The following is a 15,517-nucleotide window of genomic DNA, read 5'->3' as shown; positions in this document are numbered from 1 at the left end:
TAATTATTTTTTCGGAAAAATCAATAGTTTTATCTATTAGGTAAAATGTAATTGACATGGAAAGTGAATGGCATGGTATGATTAACAGAAGCTACATAACATTCAATATGAAGGGGGAAAATGCATGTTGAAGAAAAAGTTCGGAATGATTACATCACTTGCCGTCGCTGGATCTGTGCTGTTGGCTGGATGCGGCGATGAAGAGACACCGCTGGAAGAAGGCGCTGAAGAAGAAGTGGTGGAAGAAGGTGCTGAAGAAGAAGTGGTGGAAGAGGAAGCTGCGGAATTCCCTGAATTCGTCAGTATTCTGACCGGCGGAACAACCGGAACATATTACCCGCTCGGCGGCGCAATGGCAGCGATCATTGAAGAAGCGACAGGCGTCAATGTTACAGCTGAATCCTCTCAGGCTTCTGCTGCAAACGTAGCGGCACTTGCAGACGGTGATGCTGAAATGGCTTTTGTACAGACGGATATCGCTTACTATGCCTCTGAAGGTTTGATGATGTTTGAAGAAACCGGAGCTGTAGAAGATATCGCGGCAATGGGCGTCTTGTATCCGGAGACAATCCAGCTCGTTACAACTGCGGACTCAGGGATCACATCATTTGATGATCTTGAAGGCAAAAGTATCTCGATTGGTGCCCCGGGCTCCGGTACAGCAGCCAATGCTGAACAGCTTCTAGAAGTCCACGGACTGACTCTTGATGATATCGAAGCCCAGAACCTGGATTTCGGCGAATCGCAGGAGAGCCTGCAGGCAGGCCAGATTGATGCAGCCTTCATCACTTCAGGTACACCGACCGGCGCAGTGGAAAGCTTGAACGCAGTTGCGGATGTCGTTATCGTACCGGTTGAAGCCGATATGGCGGAAGCATTAATCGAGCAGTACCCATACTATGCGAATGACGTAGTTCCTGCAGGAACTTATGGTCTGACGGAAGAAGTGCCGACAGTATCCGTCATGGCAATGATGGTGGTCTCAGAAGAACTTTCTGCAGATTTCGTTTATGAAGCAACTAAAGCGATTTATGAAAACACGGATGAAATCACACACGCGAAAGCGGCGCTGATCAATGCGGAAACTGCGTTGGATGGCGTTGGCATCGATGTGCATCCAGGAGCACAGCTCTATTTCGATGAAGTGCTCGGCGAATAAGCTGGATTGATGACAGGCGATAAGGCCATGGCCTTATCGCCGTTATTTGTGTTAAGGGAAGCGGAGGAGAAATAATGCAGAAGCTCTTTGGATATATGCTGATTTTCTTCCTTTTGAACACTCTCGTTTTTTTTGTGCCTTGGCAATCGAGTTATGCATTTATCCACAATGAAACAGGCGAACTGGCGGCATATCTGCCGAAACAGGAATCATTTTTTCAAATCCGCTATACGCATTCCATTCATTTATCCGACGTGGTTGAGAGCTACGAAGTGACAAAGGAAGGGAATTTCCGGATTACAGAGCTGCAGTATGAGGATTTTGCCATTGGTATGCCGGCAAATGCAGGAAAAGGGGAAGTGTTTGTCGAAGAAGACGGGAAGTTCTTTATCCGCAACATGAATCGGATTCTCCCTGAATTCAGTCTGTTTGTTGGCGATGTCGACCTGGATCTTGAATTGATGACGGAAGGCCGCGTGTATGACTTGAAAGAGGTACTGCAGCGGGGAGAGTCCTATACATTCCATGTAGAGAAACTTTCCTTATATCAACAGGTAAAAGGAGTGAAGCTGAATGAGCAATAAATTGCCGCCGGATAACGAAGAACGGCAGGAAGAAAAATTGCCGCCGGAAGATACATATTTCACAGAGGATCAGCAGAAGGAATTGCTGCAGAAGTACGACCCTGAGTCGAATACGCGGGACGTAGTCGGCATCATGAAAAACATCATTTTCTTCGGATTGCTGGCATTTGCCCTGTTCCAGCTGTATACCGCAATTTTCGGGCAGTTCACAGCCTATATTCAACGTTCGATTCATTTGGGATTTGCATTGGCTTTGATTTTCCTGCTCTTCCCAGCCAGAAAAAGAGGCGCACGGAGAGATCGTGTGCCTTTCTATGACATTATCCTGGCCATCCTCTCAGTAGGAGTGGGGTTGTATTGGCCAATCTATTATGAAGAAATTATTCAGCGGGTCGGACGTCTCGGCGATTTAGATATGGCTGTCGGTGTCCTGGCGATTGTACTGACACTCGAAGCCACACGCCGGGCAGTCGGTTTGCCGATTACGATCATTTCTTCGGTATTCTTAATCTATGCGTTTTTTGGGCGGAGTTTTCCGGGGTTTTTGGCTCACCGGGGGCAGGATCTCGAATCCGTTGTTCAGCTGATGTTCTTTACAACGGATGGCATTTTAGGAACGCCAATCGGCGTGTCTGCGACGTTCATCTTTACGTTCTTGTTATTCGGTGCATTCCTCGTCAAGACAGGAGTTGGCCAATACTTTAACGATTTAGCAGTCACACTGGCGGGACGCCTGACGGGCGGACCGGCAAAAGTAGCCATTTTTTCAAGTGCTCTTCAAGGTACTATTTCAGGAAGTTCAGTGGCGAACGTTGTGACGTCGGGATCTTATACAATTCCGATGATGAAAAAATTGGGATATAAAAAAGAGTTTGCAGGCGGAGTGGAAGCAGCCGCCTCCACAGGCGGTCAGCTCATGCCGCCAATCATGGGAGCAGCGGCTTTCCTGATGGTCGAATTCATCGGCGGCGGCATCCAGTACTGGGATATCGCCAAAGCGGCTGCTATCCCGGCATTGCTGTATTTCACCGGAGTCTGGATCATGACGCATTTTGAGGCAAAGCGGGTTGGACTGAAGGGAATCCCAGCTGAAGAAATGCCGAACCGTAAAGAAGTGTTGAAGAAGATATATTTACTATCGCCAATTGTGGCAATCATTGTGTTCCTCCTGATCGGAATTCCGACAATGCAGGCCGCACTCTACGGCATTCTGCTGACCATTATCGTCAGTGCGATTGACCGGGCGACGCGGATCGGCATCAAGGATACGATTAATGCGCTCGTGGATGGGGCGCGGACAGCATTGGCAGTCGCTGCGGCGACTGCAGCTGCCGGTATCATTGTGGGCGTTGTGGTAAAGACAGGGCTCGGGCTAAGCTTGGCGACCGGTCTCGTATCAGCTTCAGGCGGAAGCATTTTGCTGACGCTGTTCTTCACGATGCTGGCATCCATCGTGCTTGGAATGGGCTCGCCTACAACCGCTAACTATGTTATTACATCAACAATCGCCGCGCCAGCGATCATTACGCTGCTGATGCTCGGTGAGCCGACAGGTGCAGCAGTGCCGCTGGTTGTCGCATTATCTGCCCATCTGTTCGTGTTCTATTTCGGGATTATCGCCGACATTACGCCGCCTGTTGCGCTTGCGGCGTTTGCGGCTGCAGGGGTATCCGGCGGAGAGCCGATTAAAACCGGTGTTAACTCTGCTAAACTCGCCGCCGCGGCTTTCATCATCCCGTATATGTTCGTTCTCTCACCGGAACTCTTGATGATTGATACAACATTGCCCCAAGTCGTATGGGTGGTCTTTACGGCACTCGCCGGCATGACGGCTATCGGTGCCGGTCTCATCGGCTTCTGGTACCGGAAGCTTTATTGGATTGAGCGGATTGTTGCCGTGCTGACCGGACTTGCACTTATTTATCCGGAAAGTGTGTCGGATACCATAGGGCTCGCTGTTTTCCTGATTTTGCTGGCGATCCAATTTGTTACACGCAATCGACAGCAGGAACGAACAACAACCGCATAGAAAGGTTCAACAGACCCGAGATTCCTCTCCGGGTCTGTTTTTTTTATGCAGAAATCCGGAGAACCCTTCTCAAAGCTATTTAATACAGGAAGTGGCTACGGAACAAGGCAACCAGGAACTTTAATGATTGTTGTTATGTATCAGATGAACAGCTGGCAGATGTTTAGTACAGGGAATGCCGGGTACCTAAAAAATAACATTATATGCTGAACTGTTTTAGGAGAAGGAGTGTACAGACGTTATTGCATTTTTACATGCTGCTCTTAAGAGTTTGCTGCTGTTATCTTTAAGAAATCTTATTACACGTTTACTAAAATGAGGGCCGGGTAATGTTACAGTAACGTAAAAATTATATTTCAAAAAGAAAGGATGAATGTAATAATGGCTTTTAAAAATGTGGTAAAAGGTGTCGGAATCGCAGCATTGTCCGTTGGAGTTCTGGCCGGTTGTGCTGAAGAAGGTGCCGGTGAAGGGGAATACCTGACAGATGCCGATCTGGAAGGCTATTATACGGAAGATGACTTGAATACATGGGCAGAAGAGCAAGGCTATTACACGGAAGAAGATCTTGGTATCTGGGCTGAAGAACAAGGCTTCTATACGGAAGATGACTTGAATACATGGGCTGAAGAAGAAGGTCTTTTTGAATAAGCAGCAGTTTTAAAGAGTAATCATTGATAACCAATGAAAATCTCAGAATATCACGATACTATAAAAATTATTTTACAAAAAAGGAGAGTGTGAAAATGGCTTTTAAAAATGTGATAAAAGGTGTCGGAATCGCAGCATTATCCGTTGGAGTTCTGGCCGGCTGTGCTGAAGAAGGTGCCGGCGAAGGGGAATACCTGACAGACGCCGATCTGGAAGGCTATTACACGGAAGATGACTTGAGTGTCTGGGCTGAAGAGCGAGGCTATTATACGGAAGAGGACCTCGGTCTATGGGCTGAAGAACAAGGCTTCTATACGGAAGATGACTTGAATACATGGGCTGAAGAACAAGGCCTGTTTGAATAAGAAAATTGTATTCTGGGAACTGGAACATCATACAGCCACTGGACGCTTCTTTGCGTGTAGTGGCTGTTGCCATCCAAAGCAGGATATTATGAAACGTGAATAAGACTTTTTATAACGAAAGGAGACGATATTTATGAAATTCAATAAAATGGTTAAAGGGGCAGGGATTGCGGTACTATCCACAGGAATTCTAGCTGCTTGTTCAGGCGAAGAAGCAGCGGGAGGACTGACCGAGACAGACCTGGAAGGTTACGTTAACGAAGATGATGTAGGTACATGGTTTGAAGAGCAGGGTTACATTGCAGAAGAAGATGTAGGCGCATGGTTTGAAGAACAAGGTTATCTTTCAGAAGATGACGTAAATCTCTGGGCGGAAGAACAAGGCTTATTGGACGGTGCAGTCACCACTGAAACAGAAGAAGTGGTTGAAGGTGAAGAGGCCGAAGAAATTGACTACGGTGTCATTGACCCCGTGGAACTTGAAACGACTTATCTGACACCGCTTGGCTGGACAGCAGTCGAATTTAATGATTACGTAGTGGCTGAGTATGACATGGCCGTTGCTGACTTCTCAGACTTTGCTGAACTGGAAGAGACAGTCGGAACGGTTGAAGAGATTCAGGCTGCGGAAGGTGAAGAAGAAGCAACTGCAGAAGAAGTGGACTTCGGTGCAATTGACGAAGCTGAACTTGAAACGACTTACCTGACACCACTTGGCTGGACAGCAGTCGAATTCAATGATTATGTGGTAGCTGAATATGACATGGCAATTGCTGACTTCTCAGACTTTGCTGAACTGGAAGAGACAGTCGGAACAGTCGAAGAGATTGAAGCGGCAGAATAATAATGAAAATAATTTAGTATAGAGAAGGAAGAATCGCATTTACGCTGCGATTCTTCCTTTTTCTCTTGGCATATGCCGGCATGCGCCGGTCATTTTTCGCTTTTCCGCGTCTTCGGTTCATCTTTAAACAATGGCTCCGCAATCCGTCCCTCGATAAATGGCCGGGTAACCGAAGCCACCCAATCAGAACTGGTAACGTAGACGATAAGCAGCCAAATGATTGGGACGCCGATAATATGCCACCATTGGATGTCTGGAGTCCATTCAAGCGCATAGAAAAGTTTCATCACGAATATATGAAGGATATAGACATAGGCCGTCCGCTTGCCGAGCCTTGTAAAGAACGTCTCTTTTTTTGGAACCCAAGGCAAAAATGCAAGAATCCCTAACAGCATAATAATATAGAAGACGATTCTAACGACTGTTCCCTCAAAATAAGAATCGGCAATTTCAATATACGGATACCTGCCAAGCAAATACGTTCTTGCCTCCTGAAGCGGAAACAAAGACAAGAGCAGCCAACTGACAGCAATACTGATAATTGACCATTTCTTGGTCATGTTCTGTTTGATCCAATCAAACTGATCTTTACCCAAATAATGGCCGATCAAAAAAAATGGGAAGAACACGAATGTCCGGGTTACGCTTAAATAATGACTTGCATCATCAAGCCAGCCTACTCCGATTCCAACCAGAAATGCCATCAAAATCGGATATTTAAACTTCGTGAAAATGAACAGCATCATGTTCCAGAAGTAAAGGCTGAGCAAAAACCACATTGCGTATGCAGGGATGAAAAAATTCGGCACAAAGTGTTCACGATCGTAAATGAAATCATTCATCAGCGAGTAGACGCCCTGAAATATAAGGTAGGGAATCAGGACGTGCATCGTGATTTTTTTGACGAAACCATCCTTGATGAATCGCTTCGAGAAGTAGCCTGTGATCAATATCAAGGCTGGCATCCGAAATGAGCCGAGGAAGTTATTCGCAAAGAAAATGGGGTCGCTGTATTCCCGGCCGGGACTGATCAAATGACCGAAGACAACCAATGATACGAGGATAAACCGGGCATTATCAAAGAATGGGTCCCGATTTTTTTCGTTGGCATTCAATTCTGTTTTTCTTGGTTGCATGGCACACACCCTTAGTCTGCAAGTTACCTTTTCAGTTGCCGGCTAACCGGCTTGTATAGTTAATATGCCCCATCAGACTGTATTCAAACACAATGGCGGAAAAACAGCAGGCCGGAAATAATAGAAAGAGCCTTGCAGAGAATACTTCTGCAAGGCTCTTTCGCATGATCATATGATTCCTACTGGGTTCGAACCAGCGACCTCTACCCTGTCAAGGTAGCGCTCTCCCAGCTGAGCTAAGGAATCGTTTCGTTAAGACAAGATTTATTATATAACCTATTTCGGATAAAAGTCAACAAAGACTTTATATTAACATCCGGTTTCTTTATCCATTCTGCAGCGATCAATCCAGGAACAGACTCCAATCCGTCTCGATATGATCACCGGTCAACGTCCAACATTCAATGGCGGCAGCTTTAGCTTTAAAAGGCTCAAATTCCATCGACAGTCGGGCGAACATCGGTCCTTGGAATGGAGGTAAGATGCCAGTAATGATCGGTACATGGGGCGTCCACTCTTCTGGTTCATGCTCATGGAGGTGGCCTTGGTATCCGCGGGCGGTTGATTGGATCTTAAAATGCGCATCCATCAACGCTTTGGAAGCGGCCGGTGACAGAAAGAATCTTCCATTTTGCTTAAAAAAACCGATGGAGCTGAATGAGAGGAACGTGTTATTCAGATGCAGGGCTTTGTCTTCGGCCACGCGTTTTAAGCTTGCGGAATCCGCGTGCTGCAACGTCAGAAGCGACAAATGCGGCGGAAGCGGCGGCCCGGACATCCCAGCGGCATTGACCGCCTGCTTTTGCAGATTTTCCATAAAGGCAGAGGATTTATAATCGAACCTGAGTACTAGTGCTTGCATCATTTCTCCTCCACTTCTTTAATTTGGGGATGTCCGGAATCCGGCACTTTCTGCTTTTTCGACAGAACAGAACCATTCCTCCGGTTTCGTTTGTTCGTAATTCAAGGCTCCGGGGAGGTGGTAGATTTTCTCGCCTTTTCGATTGATGTTGCCTTTAATCCTGCAGGTGCTGTCTGTTCCTGAACCTGTCTGTTCAAACACTTCTGAATTGAACCCGCGGTCCGTTACATAACCCGCAGTTTCCCAAATTCCAATTCCCATTTCCTGCGCGATATCCTCGGCTTGTTCGAATTCTTCGATATACTGGGTATTTGGAGGGAATACATAGCCGACCCGGGCCAGTCCAGCTTCCAGTAATTGCTCCTGGACACTTACGCCATCCGTATACACATAAGCGAGCAGGCGGCCATAGTCATCGTACTGCCTGCCTTCGTCAAATTCGATTTCAATTTCTGCTGCCTTCAGAATATCCTTGTTTTTTCCGGTTGCTTCCGGTCCAAGCGGCTGCTGGCCCAATTCCGGATGATTGGTTTCCGGTGTATCGACCAATAAGTACCGGATGGTCTCTTCCCGGCCTTCATAAAGCACTTTGATCGTATCGCCATCGATAACAGACAGCAGTTCTGCTGGCATCCGGCCCAGACTGTCAGCCGGTTCTGCTGCATTGCAGCCGGCAAGCAGGAAGAGCAGACTGAACAGCAAGCTATTAATGGTTTTCATTGGATCACCTGTTTTCGGTTATTCACTATGGATGCAGGACATGAAAAAGCCCTGCATATTAAAACGCCTTCTCCGGTTAATTGTAACGGAAAAGGCGTTTCTATGTAACAAGGTAGATCAGTGCCAGTGGGTTCTGCATTTACAGCTGCTGCTCCTGCATCAGGCTATCTGCGTCATAATATAAAAATGATTCTTCATCAATGTCCTCAAGGCGTTCTTTGTTAAGACCGACTTCAAGTGTTCCCGCAAAAATTGTTTCCCACCAGTTTTCTGTGTGATTCATGTTGAATTCCTCCTTGTAATAGCTGGTTATTTCTCTATACCCGGAAGGGACTGGACTTTAAACAGCCGGATTTTGTAATGTCAGATGATTCAAGCTACAATTATAAAGAAGCAAAGGAGGAATCGGAATGCAAGTAACAGATGAAACAGTCGCACGGATGATTGAGGAACAGCATGATTTCTTTTACACGGGTACCACCCGACCGGCAGAATTCAGGAAACAGCAGTTCAGAAAATTGAAGCAGTCGATTCAGGTGAACGAAAAACAGATTACGGAAGCTCTGATGCGGGATTTGGGTAAAGGTGAGTTTGAAGCATACGCGACTGAAGTGGGCTTTGTGCTCAATTCCATCGGGTACATGGAAAAGCATGTGGAAGAGTGGATGGAGCCGGAAGAGGCAAAAACACCTCTGCATCTGCAGCCGGCAAAGAGCTTTATTATCCGGGAGCCGTACGGATCTGTCCTGGTAATCGGTCCATTCAATTATCCTTTCCAACTGGTCATTGAACCTCTGCTTGGTGCAATCGCCGGCGGCAATTGCGCTATTGTAAAACCTTCTGAAACAACACCGAATGTGGCAAAGGCGATCCGTAAAGTCATTGAAGATGCATTCCCGCCTTACTATATCCGGGTTGTCGAAGGAGCAAAGGATGAAGTGACGGCGCTCATCCACGCGCCATTCGATTATATTTTCTTTACCGGGAGCGTCCAAGTCGGCAAAATCGTCATGAAGGCGGCTGCAGAGCGGCTGACACCGCTGACGCTTGAACTCGGGGCAAGAGCCCGGCAATTGTCGATCACACTGCGAATCTCGATACCGCAGCCAGACGCATCATCTGGGGCAAGCTGATGAATACCGGCCAGACATGTGTGGCTCCCGATTATGTCTGCGTTCATGAATCCGTAAAAGATGAGCTGATTGAGAAGATGAAAGATGCGATTAAGACTTTTTACGGTAAAAACGCGATTGACAGTCCGGATTATGGGCGCATTGTGAATGTGCTGCATTTTGACCGGCTGACGGATATCATCGACAGAGAGACAAATCATATCGCATACGGCGGCAGAACGGACCGATCACAGCGCTATATCGAACCGGTTATACTGAACAATATTTCATGGGACAGTCCCGCGATGGAAGATGAAATATTCGGTCCCATCCTGCCGGTGCTCACTTACCAGGATTTGCCGACCCTGCTATCGAAAATCCGGAAATTGCCCAAACCGCTTGCTGCTTACTTCTTTTCTGAAACCGAGCGTGCACAGCAATTCTTTCTGGATCAGTTGCCGTTTGGCGGCGGCTGCATCAACGATACGGTCTCACACGTCGGAAATGTTCACCTGCCATTCGGCGGTGTCGGATCATCAGGGCTCAGTGCCTATCATGGCTACACAAGCTTTGAAGCATTCACGCACACTAAATCGATCATGAAAAAATCGACGAAATTGCCGGTAAACCTGTTGTTCCCGCCTTATGGCAAGAAAGTGAAATTAGTGCGGACCGTTCTGCGGTAACGAGAAAACCGGCCCTTCCTCTTGAATGGAAGAGCCGGTTTTGCTTTAAATCAGCGGAAGCTGAACAACCACTTCCGTTCCTTTCCCTTGTTCACTGAGAACACTGAGCGAACCGCCATGATCCTGGATGATCCGTTGTGAAATGATCAGCCCCAGTCCTGTGCCGGTTGACTTTGTCGTATAAAATGGTTCGAATATTTTGGTGAGCACCTCTGGTGGAATGCCGGAACCATTATCCTTTAAACGGATGATCACTGTGCGGTCCGCCGCTTTTTCTGCATGGAGCGAAATCTTCCCTTCATTTCCAAGCGCTTCAATGGCATTGCGGATCAGGTTGATGAACACTTGTTTCAGCTGATTTTTTTCACCGCGTACAGCAAAATCTTCAGTCTCCCATGTCTCCCGGAAAATAACCCCCTGCATATTGAACTCCGGTCCGTACAGCAGAAGTATTTCTTCCAGTGTCTGACGGAGGCTGACTTTGCTGAATTGTACTGCCTGGGGTTTGGCCAGGATAAGAAATTCACCGATGATCAGATTAATCCGTTCAATCTCCGACAGAATCAGTTTGGTGTAGGGCTGATAAGGATGGCCTGTGTCATGATGCATCATCTGAACAAATCCCGAGATGACCGTCATCGGGTTGCGGATTTCATGTGCTACCCCTGCTGCCATTTCGCCTGCCAATTTCAGTTTTTCAGATTGGACGATTAATTTCTCAGTCTCTTTTCGGTAAGAGATATCCCTGGAAATAACGGAAGTGGCAATCACTTTTCCATTTTCATCCCGGATGGATGACAAGGTCACTTCCGCATCGAAATAAGAGCCATCCCGGCGCATATCTGTGGTTTCAAGGAGAGAGTAGCTTTGTCCCTTAAACAGATTCCGGAGCCGGTCATTTGCCTCTTCTCGGTGTTCAGGCGGAACGATAGGGAGTTTTCGGCCAATGGCTTCTTCCCGGGTCCAGCCGTACAGTTCTTCAAAGGCAGGATTAATATCGATTACCCGGTCGTTCAGATCAAAGACGGCAATCGCGTCTTGTGCATTGCCGAAAAACAGCTGCAGATAACCTTCTCTGGAAAGAAGCGCCTGCTCCATTGAGCGGTTTTTGTTTTCCATAGCCCGCCAGAATTTACCGGAATAAACAGAGTGCACAAGTACAAGGATGACGATAGCAGTGATCAGCAGCAGAACAGACGGCCCGAGCACAGGATAAACTGCCAGCGTGATATGGACCGGGGCGAACAGCGCAGCCAGCACCAGTTCAGGAAGCGTGATTGCCATAAGAACGAGTACGGGGACAGCATCCACATAAAAAGAAGCTGCCAGAAGCGGAAGAATCAGAAACGTATAGGCGGTTGGGTATGTGGAATCCCAGACAGCTAAAAAAATATAAAGGTTCATGGATAAAAGCAACACATGCTGAAGAATTCGTTCGTTTATACGGAAACGCAGCAGTACGAGAAGAAAGAGACCGGTGGCAATTCCGATCAGCATCGCCGGCAGCGAGAATGAAAGTGGCGTCAGAAGACTGAAACCCGCATATAAACCAAGGAACAGCCAGAAACAGGGCAAGAGCAGCCGGTTCCATTTATACATTGTAATCGTCTGATTCATACAGCACCTCAGGAATCATTTTATCCCATTCTACTATATAAAGATGGGAGTGTCGGAACAAAGTGTATTTTGGTATGATAGGAAAGGAGAAACACGACGGTGAAAGCCGCTGATGGGCGGAAATGAGTATCCGGCTTTTTTCTATGTCTGCCGCTTTTTTTAGGAGGAATAAGTAATGAAAACTAATGAATTATTGATGGGGTTGCCGCACCGGCTTCTGTCCGGGGGGCTGCCGGCCAGCATTGAACATATTACAATGGATTCGCGCGACGTGCAGCCAGGCTCGCTGTTTGTTTGCATTGAAGGCTATACAGTGGATGGGCATGATTTTGCAGAAGCTGCGGAAGATAAAGGAGCGGCAGTGATCATTGCGTCCAAGCCCGTTAACGTCCGGAAAGCTGCTGTCGTCCTGACTGACAATACTGTGCGGGCCATGGGACTGATAGCCGCCAAGTTTTATGGTTATCCATCCAAATCGATGAAAATGATCGGTGTCACTGGCACAAATGGCAAAACAAGTGTAGCAGGCATGGTGCATGCCATTTTAATGCAATTGGGTGAAAAATCCGCCCTAAGCGGGACAATCGGTTTTAACCTGGACGGAACGCTCCACCAGTCAGCCAATACAACAAGCGATTCACTGACGACCCAGCGGATGATCCGACAAGCAGCGGATCATGGCTGCAATCACATGACGATGGAAGTTTCATCACACGGATTAATATTAGGCCGGCTTGCCGGTGTGGAGTTTGATACAGCGATATTCACAAATCTTACACATGATCACTTGGACTTCCACGGCACCATGGAAGCCTACGGACAGGCAAAAGGTCTGCTGTTTGCTCAGCTTGGGCAGAACCTGCAGGAAAAAAAGCAAGTGGTCCTGAACGCGGATGACCCATGGTCGAAGCGGTATGCAGAGATGACGCCGTATCCGGTCTATACGTACGGCATTGCAGTGCCGGCTCAATTTATGGCCCGTGATATTAAAATGACACCTTCAGGCACTTCTTTCCGGTTGGAATATCCTGAGGGAGAACAGATGGTGTCCATGGGACTCCTTGGTCATTTTAACGTCTCCAACGCCTTGGCGGCATTGGCTGCCCTTTATGCAGAAGGATACCGGATGGAGGAGCTGGCGGCTGCGCTTGCCTTAATTCCGCCGGTTAATGGCCGGCTAGAAAAAGTGGAGCATGAAGCGCCGGTTTCGATTTTCATTGACTATGCCCATACACCGGATGCCATTGAGAAGACCTTGCATTCCGTAAGCCAATTTAAGGAAAAGCGGATTATTTTCCTGGTCGGCACGGGAGGGAATCGGGATTTGACAAAACGGCCGGTCATGGCTGAAAAAGCATCAGTAGCTGATTTTGTGGTGCTGACGACAGATGATCCCCGGTTTGAAGCATATGATAGTATCCTTTCCGGTTTGGCCGCAGGCATGGTCCATGAAAATTATGCCTGCGTCGGCGATCGGGAGGAAGCTGTCCGGTTTGCCGTTCAGCAGGCAGAGCCAGGTGACATTATCGTTTTGGCCGGAAAAGGACATGAAGATTATCAGATCGTCGGAAACGAGAAACAGCCGCACAGTGATAAAGAGATCGCGATTGAAGAAGCAAAGAAAAAATTCTGCTGAGCTGAAGCGCTGCTTGCCGGAAATGGGCAATGCGGCGTTTTAGCTTGACGATTTTCAGATGGCCACACTAAGATGAGGTAGGCAGAAAAAAGGAGAGCAAGACAATATGTCACAACAACTAAAGCAAGAAATAGATAGAAGAAGAACGTTTGCAATTATTTCCCACCCGGATGCAGGGAAAACCACGCTCACGGAGAAATTGCTGCTGTTCGGCGGTGCAATCCGGGATGCAGGAACAGTCAAAGCGAAAAAAACCGGCAAATTTGCAACGTCTGACTGGATGGATATCGAGAAGCAGCGGGGGATTTCAGTTACATCTTCTGTCATGCAGTTCGATTACGACGGCAAACGGGTGAACATTCTGGACACGCCCGGCCACCAGGATTTCAGTGAAGACACTTACCGGACATTGATGGCGGTCGATTCGGCTGTCATGATTATCGATGTAGCAAAAGGGATTGAAGCGCAGACCATCAAATTATTTAAGGTTTGCCGGATGCGTGGCATCCCCATCTTTACATTCATCAATAAAATGGACCGACAAGGCAAAGAACCGCTTGAACTAATGGAAGAGCTGGAGGAAGTATTGGGGATTGAATCCTATGCGATGAATTGGCCGATCGGCATGGGGAAAGAATTCCTCGGCATCTATGACCGGTATAATAACCGCGTTGAACCATTTCGTTCAGAAACAGGCCGTTTCATGGAATTGGACGAAGACGGTCAGCTGATCGGGGACCATCCGATGAAAGAAACTTCCTATTATGAACAGGCCCTCGAAGACATTGAATTGCTGAACGAGGCAGGGAATGATTTCTCGGCTGAACGGATCGCGAATGGTGAATTGACACCTGTGTTTTTCGGCAGTGCCTTGGCGAATTTCGGTGTGGAGACATTCCTGGAGACATACCTGCAGTTCGCACCGCCGCCTCAGGGCCGGGTGACACAGGACGAAGAAGTGGTGAATCCGGTGGAAGAGCCGTTTTCCGGATTTGTCTTTAAAATCCAGGCCAACATGAATCCGGCGCATCGGGACCGGATCGCTTTCCTGCGCATTGTCACCGGTAAATTCGAGCGTGGCATGAATGTAACCCTTGCCCGGACGGGGAAGTCTTTCAAAGTTGCCCAATCCACACAATTCCTGGCAGATGACCGGGAAACAGTAGCGGAAGCGGTCGCAGGCGATATAATCGGATTGTACGATGTCGGAAATTACCAGATCGGAGATACAGTAACGGTCGGTAAGAAGCTTCAATACGAAGCACTTCCGCAATTCACTCCGGAATTGTTCATGAAAGTGACTGCAAAAAACGTCATGAAGTCAAAGCACTTCCACAAAGGGATCTTGCAGCTTGTGCAGGAAGGCGCCATTCAATATTACAAAACACTCCATTTGGAAGAAGTGATTCTGGGGGCTGTCGGACAGCTGCAATTTGAAGTGTTCGAGCACCGGATGAAAAATGAGTACAATGTTGAAGTCCGGATGGAGCCGGTCGGGACAAAAGTGGCCCGCTGGATTGAAAATGAACAGGATGTAAAAGAATCCATGTCCGGACCGCGGTCGATGCTGGTAAAAGACCGGCATGATAATCTCGTGTTCCTGTTTGAGAATGAGTTTGCCACCCGCTGGTTCCAGGATAAGAATCCGGATATAAAACTTTATAGTTTACTTTAAAAAAGTCTGCCCATGGGCAGGCTTTTTTTGTGAAGACAGGGAAATGTATTTTTTAATCTCCTGGATTATTCGCGGGAACAGCCGAGATTGCGTCAACCTCAGCTATACCAAGGGATGCCTCCTTGATCTTTTTTACTACTGGCTATTTCGGCTCTGAAGAAATCGCTCCAGCCGGACGCTTTCCGCAAGCCCGGCCTCTGCCGCTTCCCTCGCTGCGCTCAGGCCGGGGTCTTCAGCTTGTGCTGATTTCCGCAGGAGTCGCCGTCTACTCGATCAGCGGGCAAGGAAAGCTGCAATTGAAAGCAGGCAAAATGCGATTGAAGCCGGCATCAAGAGTTTCATCAATAAAACCAGTGAACCGAAAGGGGAAGGGGACGACCTGAGGATATGCAGAAAAGTTCGGAAGATAGATTTTGGTAAATATGGCTGAAGGTCATTGCC

The 15,517-nt window shown here is 47.7% G+C and carries 14 protein-coding genes, 1 tRNA gene and 1 pseudogene; 10 read left to right on the top strand and 6 right to left on the bottom strand.

What is annotated here, in order from left to right; all coding sequences use genetic code 11:
- Positions 1-124: 124 nt before the first annotated feature.
- The 6 genes from B0X71_RS12825 to B0X71_RS12800 all read left to right on the top strand — a co-directional run bounded on the left by B0X71_RS12825 (position 125) and on the right by B0X71_RS12800 (position 5,632).
- The gene (locus tag B0X71_RS12825) at positions 125-1,159 is read left to right on the top strand and encodes a TAXI family TRAP transporter solute-binding subunit (RefSeq protein ID WP_077589790.1); all 1,035 of its coding nucleotides are present in this window, start codon (positions 125-127) and stop codon (positions 1,157-1,159) included.
- 74 nt (positions 1,160-1,233) lie between these two features.
- The gene (locus B0X71_RS12820) at positions 1,234-1,743 is read left to right on the top strand and encodes a DUF1850 domain-containing protein (protein ID WP_077589789.1); all 510 of its coding nucleotides are present in this window, start codon (positions 1,234-1,236) and stop codon (positions 1,741-1,743) included.
- Positions 1,733-3,772 carry a TRAP transporter permease gene (locus tag B0X71_RS12815; protein ID WP_077589788.1) on the top strand — a complete coding sequence of 680 codons (2,040 nt, stop codon included), beginning with the start codon at positions 1,733-1,735 and terminating at the stop codon, positions 3,770-3,772. The genes B0X71_RS12820 and B0X71_RS12815 overlap by 11 nt, the downstream gene beginning before the upstream one ends.
- A gap of 381 nt (positions 3,773-4,153) precedes the next feature.
- Positions 4,154-4,423, top strand: a complete 270-nt coding sequence (locus B0X71_RS12810) for a hypothetical protein (protein WP_077589787.1) — start codon at positions 4,154-4,156, stop codon at positions 4,421-4,423.
- Positions 4,424-4,518: 95 nt separating this feature from the next.
- Positions 4,519-4,788: a hypothetical protein gene (locus B0X71_RS12805; RefSeq protein ID WP_077589786.1), complete on the top strand. Its 270-nt coding sequence runs from the start codon at positions 4,519-4,521 to the stop codon at positions 4,786-4,788.
- A 133-nt stretch (positions 4,789-4,921) separates the two neighbouring features.
- Entirely contained in the window at positions 4,922-5,632 is a 711-nt protein-coding gene (locus B0X71_RS12800) for a hypothetical protein (RefSeq protein ID WP_077589785.1), read from the top strand.
- A gap of 89 nt (positions 5,633-5,721) precedes the next feature.
- Here B0X71_RS12800 and B0X71_RS12795 read toward each other — a convergent pair whose 3' ends face one another.
- The 5 genes from B0X71_RS12795 to B0X71_RS21230 form a co-directional block, all read right to left on the bottom strand.
- Positions 5,722-6,768, bottom strand: coding sequence for an acyltransferase family protein (locus B0X71_RS12795; protein ID WP_077589784.1), 1,047 nt, complete (start codon positions 6,766-6,768; stop codon positions 5,722-5,724).
- 173 nt (positions 6,769-6,941) lie between these two features.
- Positions 6,942-7,014, bottom strand: a tRNA-Val gene (locus B0X71_RS12790).
- A gap of 97 nt (positions 7,015-7,111) precedes the next feature.
- Positions 7,112-7,630, bottom strand: coding sequence for a 2'-5' RNA ligase family protein (locus B0X71_RS12785; RefSeq protein ID WP_077589783.1), 519 nt, complete (start codon positions 7,628-7,630; stop codon positions 7,112-7,114).
- Positions 7,631-7,648: 18 nt separating this feature from the next.
- A complete protein-coding gene (locus B0X71_RS12780; protein ID WP_077589782.1) occupies positions 7,649-8,350 on the bottom strand; it encodes a thermonuclease family protein in 702 nt (233 codons plus the stop codon).
- A gap of 139 nt (positions 8,351-8,489) precedes the next feature.
- Positions 8,490-8,633 (bottom strand): hypothetical protein, encoded by a 144-nt coding sequence (locus B0X71_RS21230; protein WP_198038590.1) that lies wholly within the window; start codon positions 8,631-8,633, stop codon positions 8,490-8,492.
- A 127-nt stretch (positions 8,634-8,760) separates the two neighbouring features.
- Here B0X71_RS21230 and B0X71_RS12775 point away from each other — a divergent pair.
- Positions 8,761-10,148: pseudogene (locus tag B0X71_RS12775) on the top strand (aldehyde dehydrogenase).
- Between the two features lie 45 nt (positions 10,149-10,193).
- Here the strand turns inward: B0X71_RS12775 and B0X71_RS12770 are convergent.
- The gene (locus tag B0X71_RS12770; protein ID WP_077589781.1) at positions 10,194-11,765 is read right to left on the bottom strand and encodes an ATP-binding protein; all 1,572 of its coding nucleotides are present in this window, start codon (positions 11,763-11,765) and stop codon (positions 10,194-10,196) included.
- A gap of 175 nt (positions 11,766-11,940) precedes the next feature.
- Between B0X71_RS12770 and B0X71_RS12765 the strand changes: the two genes are divergently transcribed.
- From B0X71_RS12765 to B0X71_RS12755, 3 genes are all read left to right on the top strand, one after another.
- A complete protein-coding gene (locus B0X71_RS12765; protein WP_077589780.1) occupies positions 11,941-13,401 on the top strand; it encodes a UDP-N-acetylmuramoyl-L-alanyl-D-glutamate--2,6-diaminopimelate ligase in 1,461 nt (486 codons plus the stop codon).
- Between the two features lie 106 nt (positions 13,402-13,507).
- Positions 13,508-15,076 carry a peptide chain release factor 3 gene (locus B0X71_RS12760; protein WP_077589779.1) on the top strand — a complete coding sequence of 523 codons (1,569 nt, stop codon included), beginning with the start codon at positions 13,508-13,510 and terminating at the stop codon, positions 15,074-15,076.
- 122 nt (positions 15,077-15,198) lie between these two features.
- Entirely contained in the window at positions 15,199-15,459 is a 261-nt protein-coding gene (locus tag B0X71_RS12755; protein WP_077589778.1) for a hypothetical protein, read from the top strand.
- The last annotated feature ends 58 nt before the right edge of the window (positions 15,460-15,517 follow it).

Source organism: Planococcus lenghuensis (assembly GCF_001999905.1).
Taxonomy (GTDB): domain Bacteria; phylum Bacillota; class Bacilli; order Bacillales_A; family Planococcaceae; genus Indiicoccus; species Indiicoccus lenghuensis.
This window is presented reverse-complemented; position numbering and strand designations above follow the sequence as displayed.

Excerpts from the sequence above, each read along its gene's own strand:
- B0X71_RS12800 (WP_077589785.1), top strand. The coding sequence starts at position 4,922 with ATGAAATTCAATAAAATGGTTAAAGGGGCAGGGATTGCGGTACTATCC.
- B0X71_RS12770 (WP_077589781.1), bottom strand. The coding sequence starts at position 11,765 with ATGAATCAGACGATTACAATGTATAAATGGAACCGGCTGCTCTTGCCC.
- B0X71_RS12780 (WP_077589782.1), bottom strand. The coding sequence starts at position 8,350 with ATGAAAACCATTAATAGCTTGCTGTTCAGTCTGCTCTTCCTGCTTGCC.
- B0X71_RS12765 (WP_077589780.1), top strand. The coding sequence starts at position 11,941 with ATGAAAACTAATGAATTATTGATGGGGTTGCCGCACCGGCTTCTGTCC.
- B0X71_RS21230 (WP_198038590.1), bottom strand. The coding sequence starts at position 8,633 with ATGAATCACACAGAAAACTGGTGGGAAACAATTTTTGCGGGAACACTT.
- B0X71_RS12785 (WP_077589783.1), bottom strand. The coding sequence starts at position 7,630 with ATGCAAGCACTAGTACTCAGGTTCGATTATAAATCCTCTGCCTTTATG.
- B0X71_RS12760 (WP_077589779.1), top strand. The coding sequence starts at position 13,508 with ATGTCACAACAACTAAAGCAAGAAATAGATAGAAGAAGAACGTTTGCA.
- B0X71_RS12815 (WP_077589788.1), top strand. The coding sequence starts at position 1,733 with ATGAGCAATAAATTGCCGCCGGATAACGAAGAACGGCAGGAAGAAAAA.
- B0X71_RS12810 (WP_077589787.1), top strand. The coding sequence starts at position 4,154 with ATGGCTTTTAAAAATGTGGTAAAAGGTGTCGGAATCGCAGCATTGTCC.
- B0X71_RS12820 (WP_077589789.1), top strand. The coding sequence starts at position 1,234 with ATGCAGAAGCTCTTTGGATATATGCTGATTTTCTTCCTTTTGAACACT.
- B0X71_RS12795 (WP_077589784.1), bottom strand. The coding sequence starts at position 6,768 with ATGCAACCAAGAAAAACAGAATTGAATGCCAACGAAAAAAATCGGGAC.
- B0X71_RS12825 (WP_077589790.1), top strand. The coding sequence starts at position 125 with ATGTTGAAGAAAAAGTTCGGAATGATTACATCACTTGCCGTCGCTGGA.
- B0X71_RS12805 (WP_077589786.1), top strand. The coding sequence starts at position 4,519 with ATGGCTTTTAAAAATGTGATAAAAGGTGTCGGAATCGCAGCATTATCC.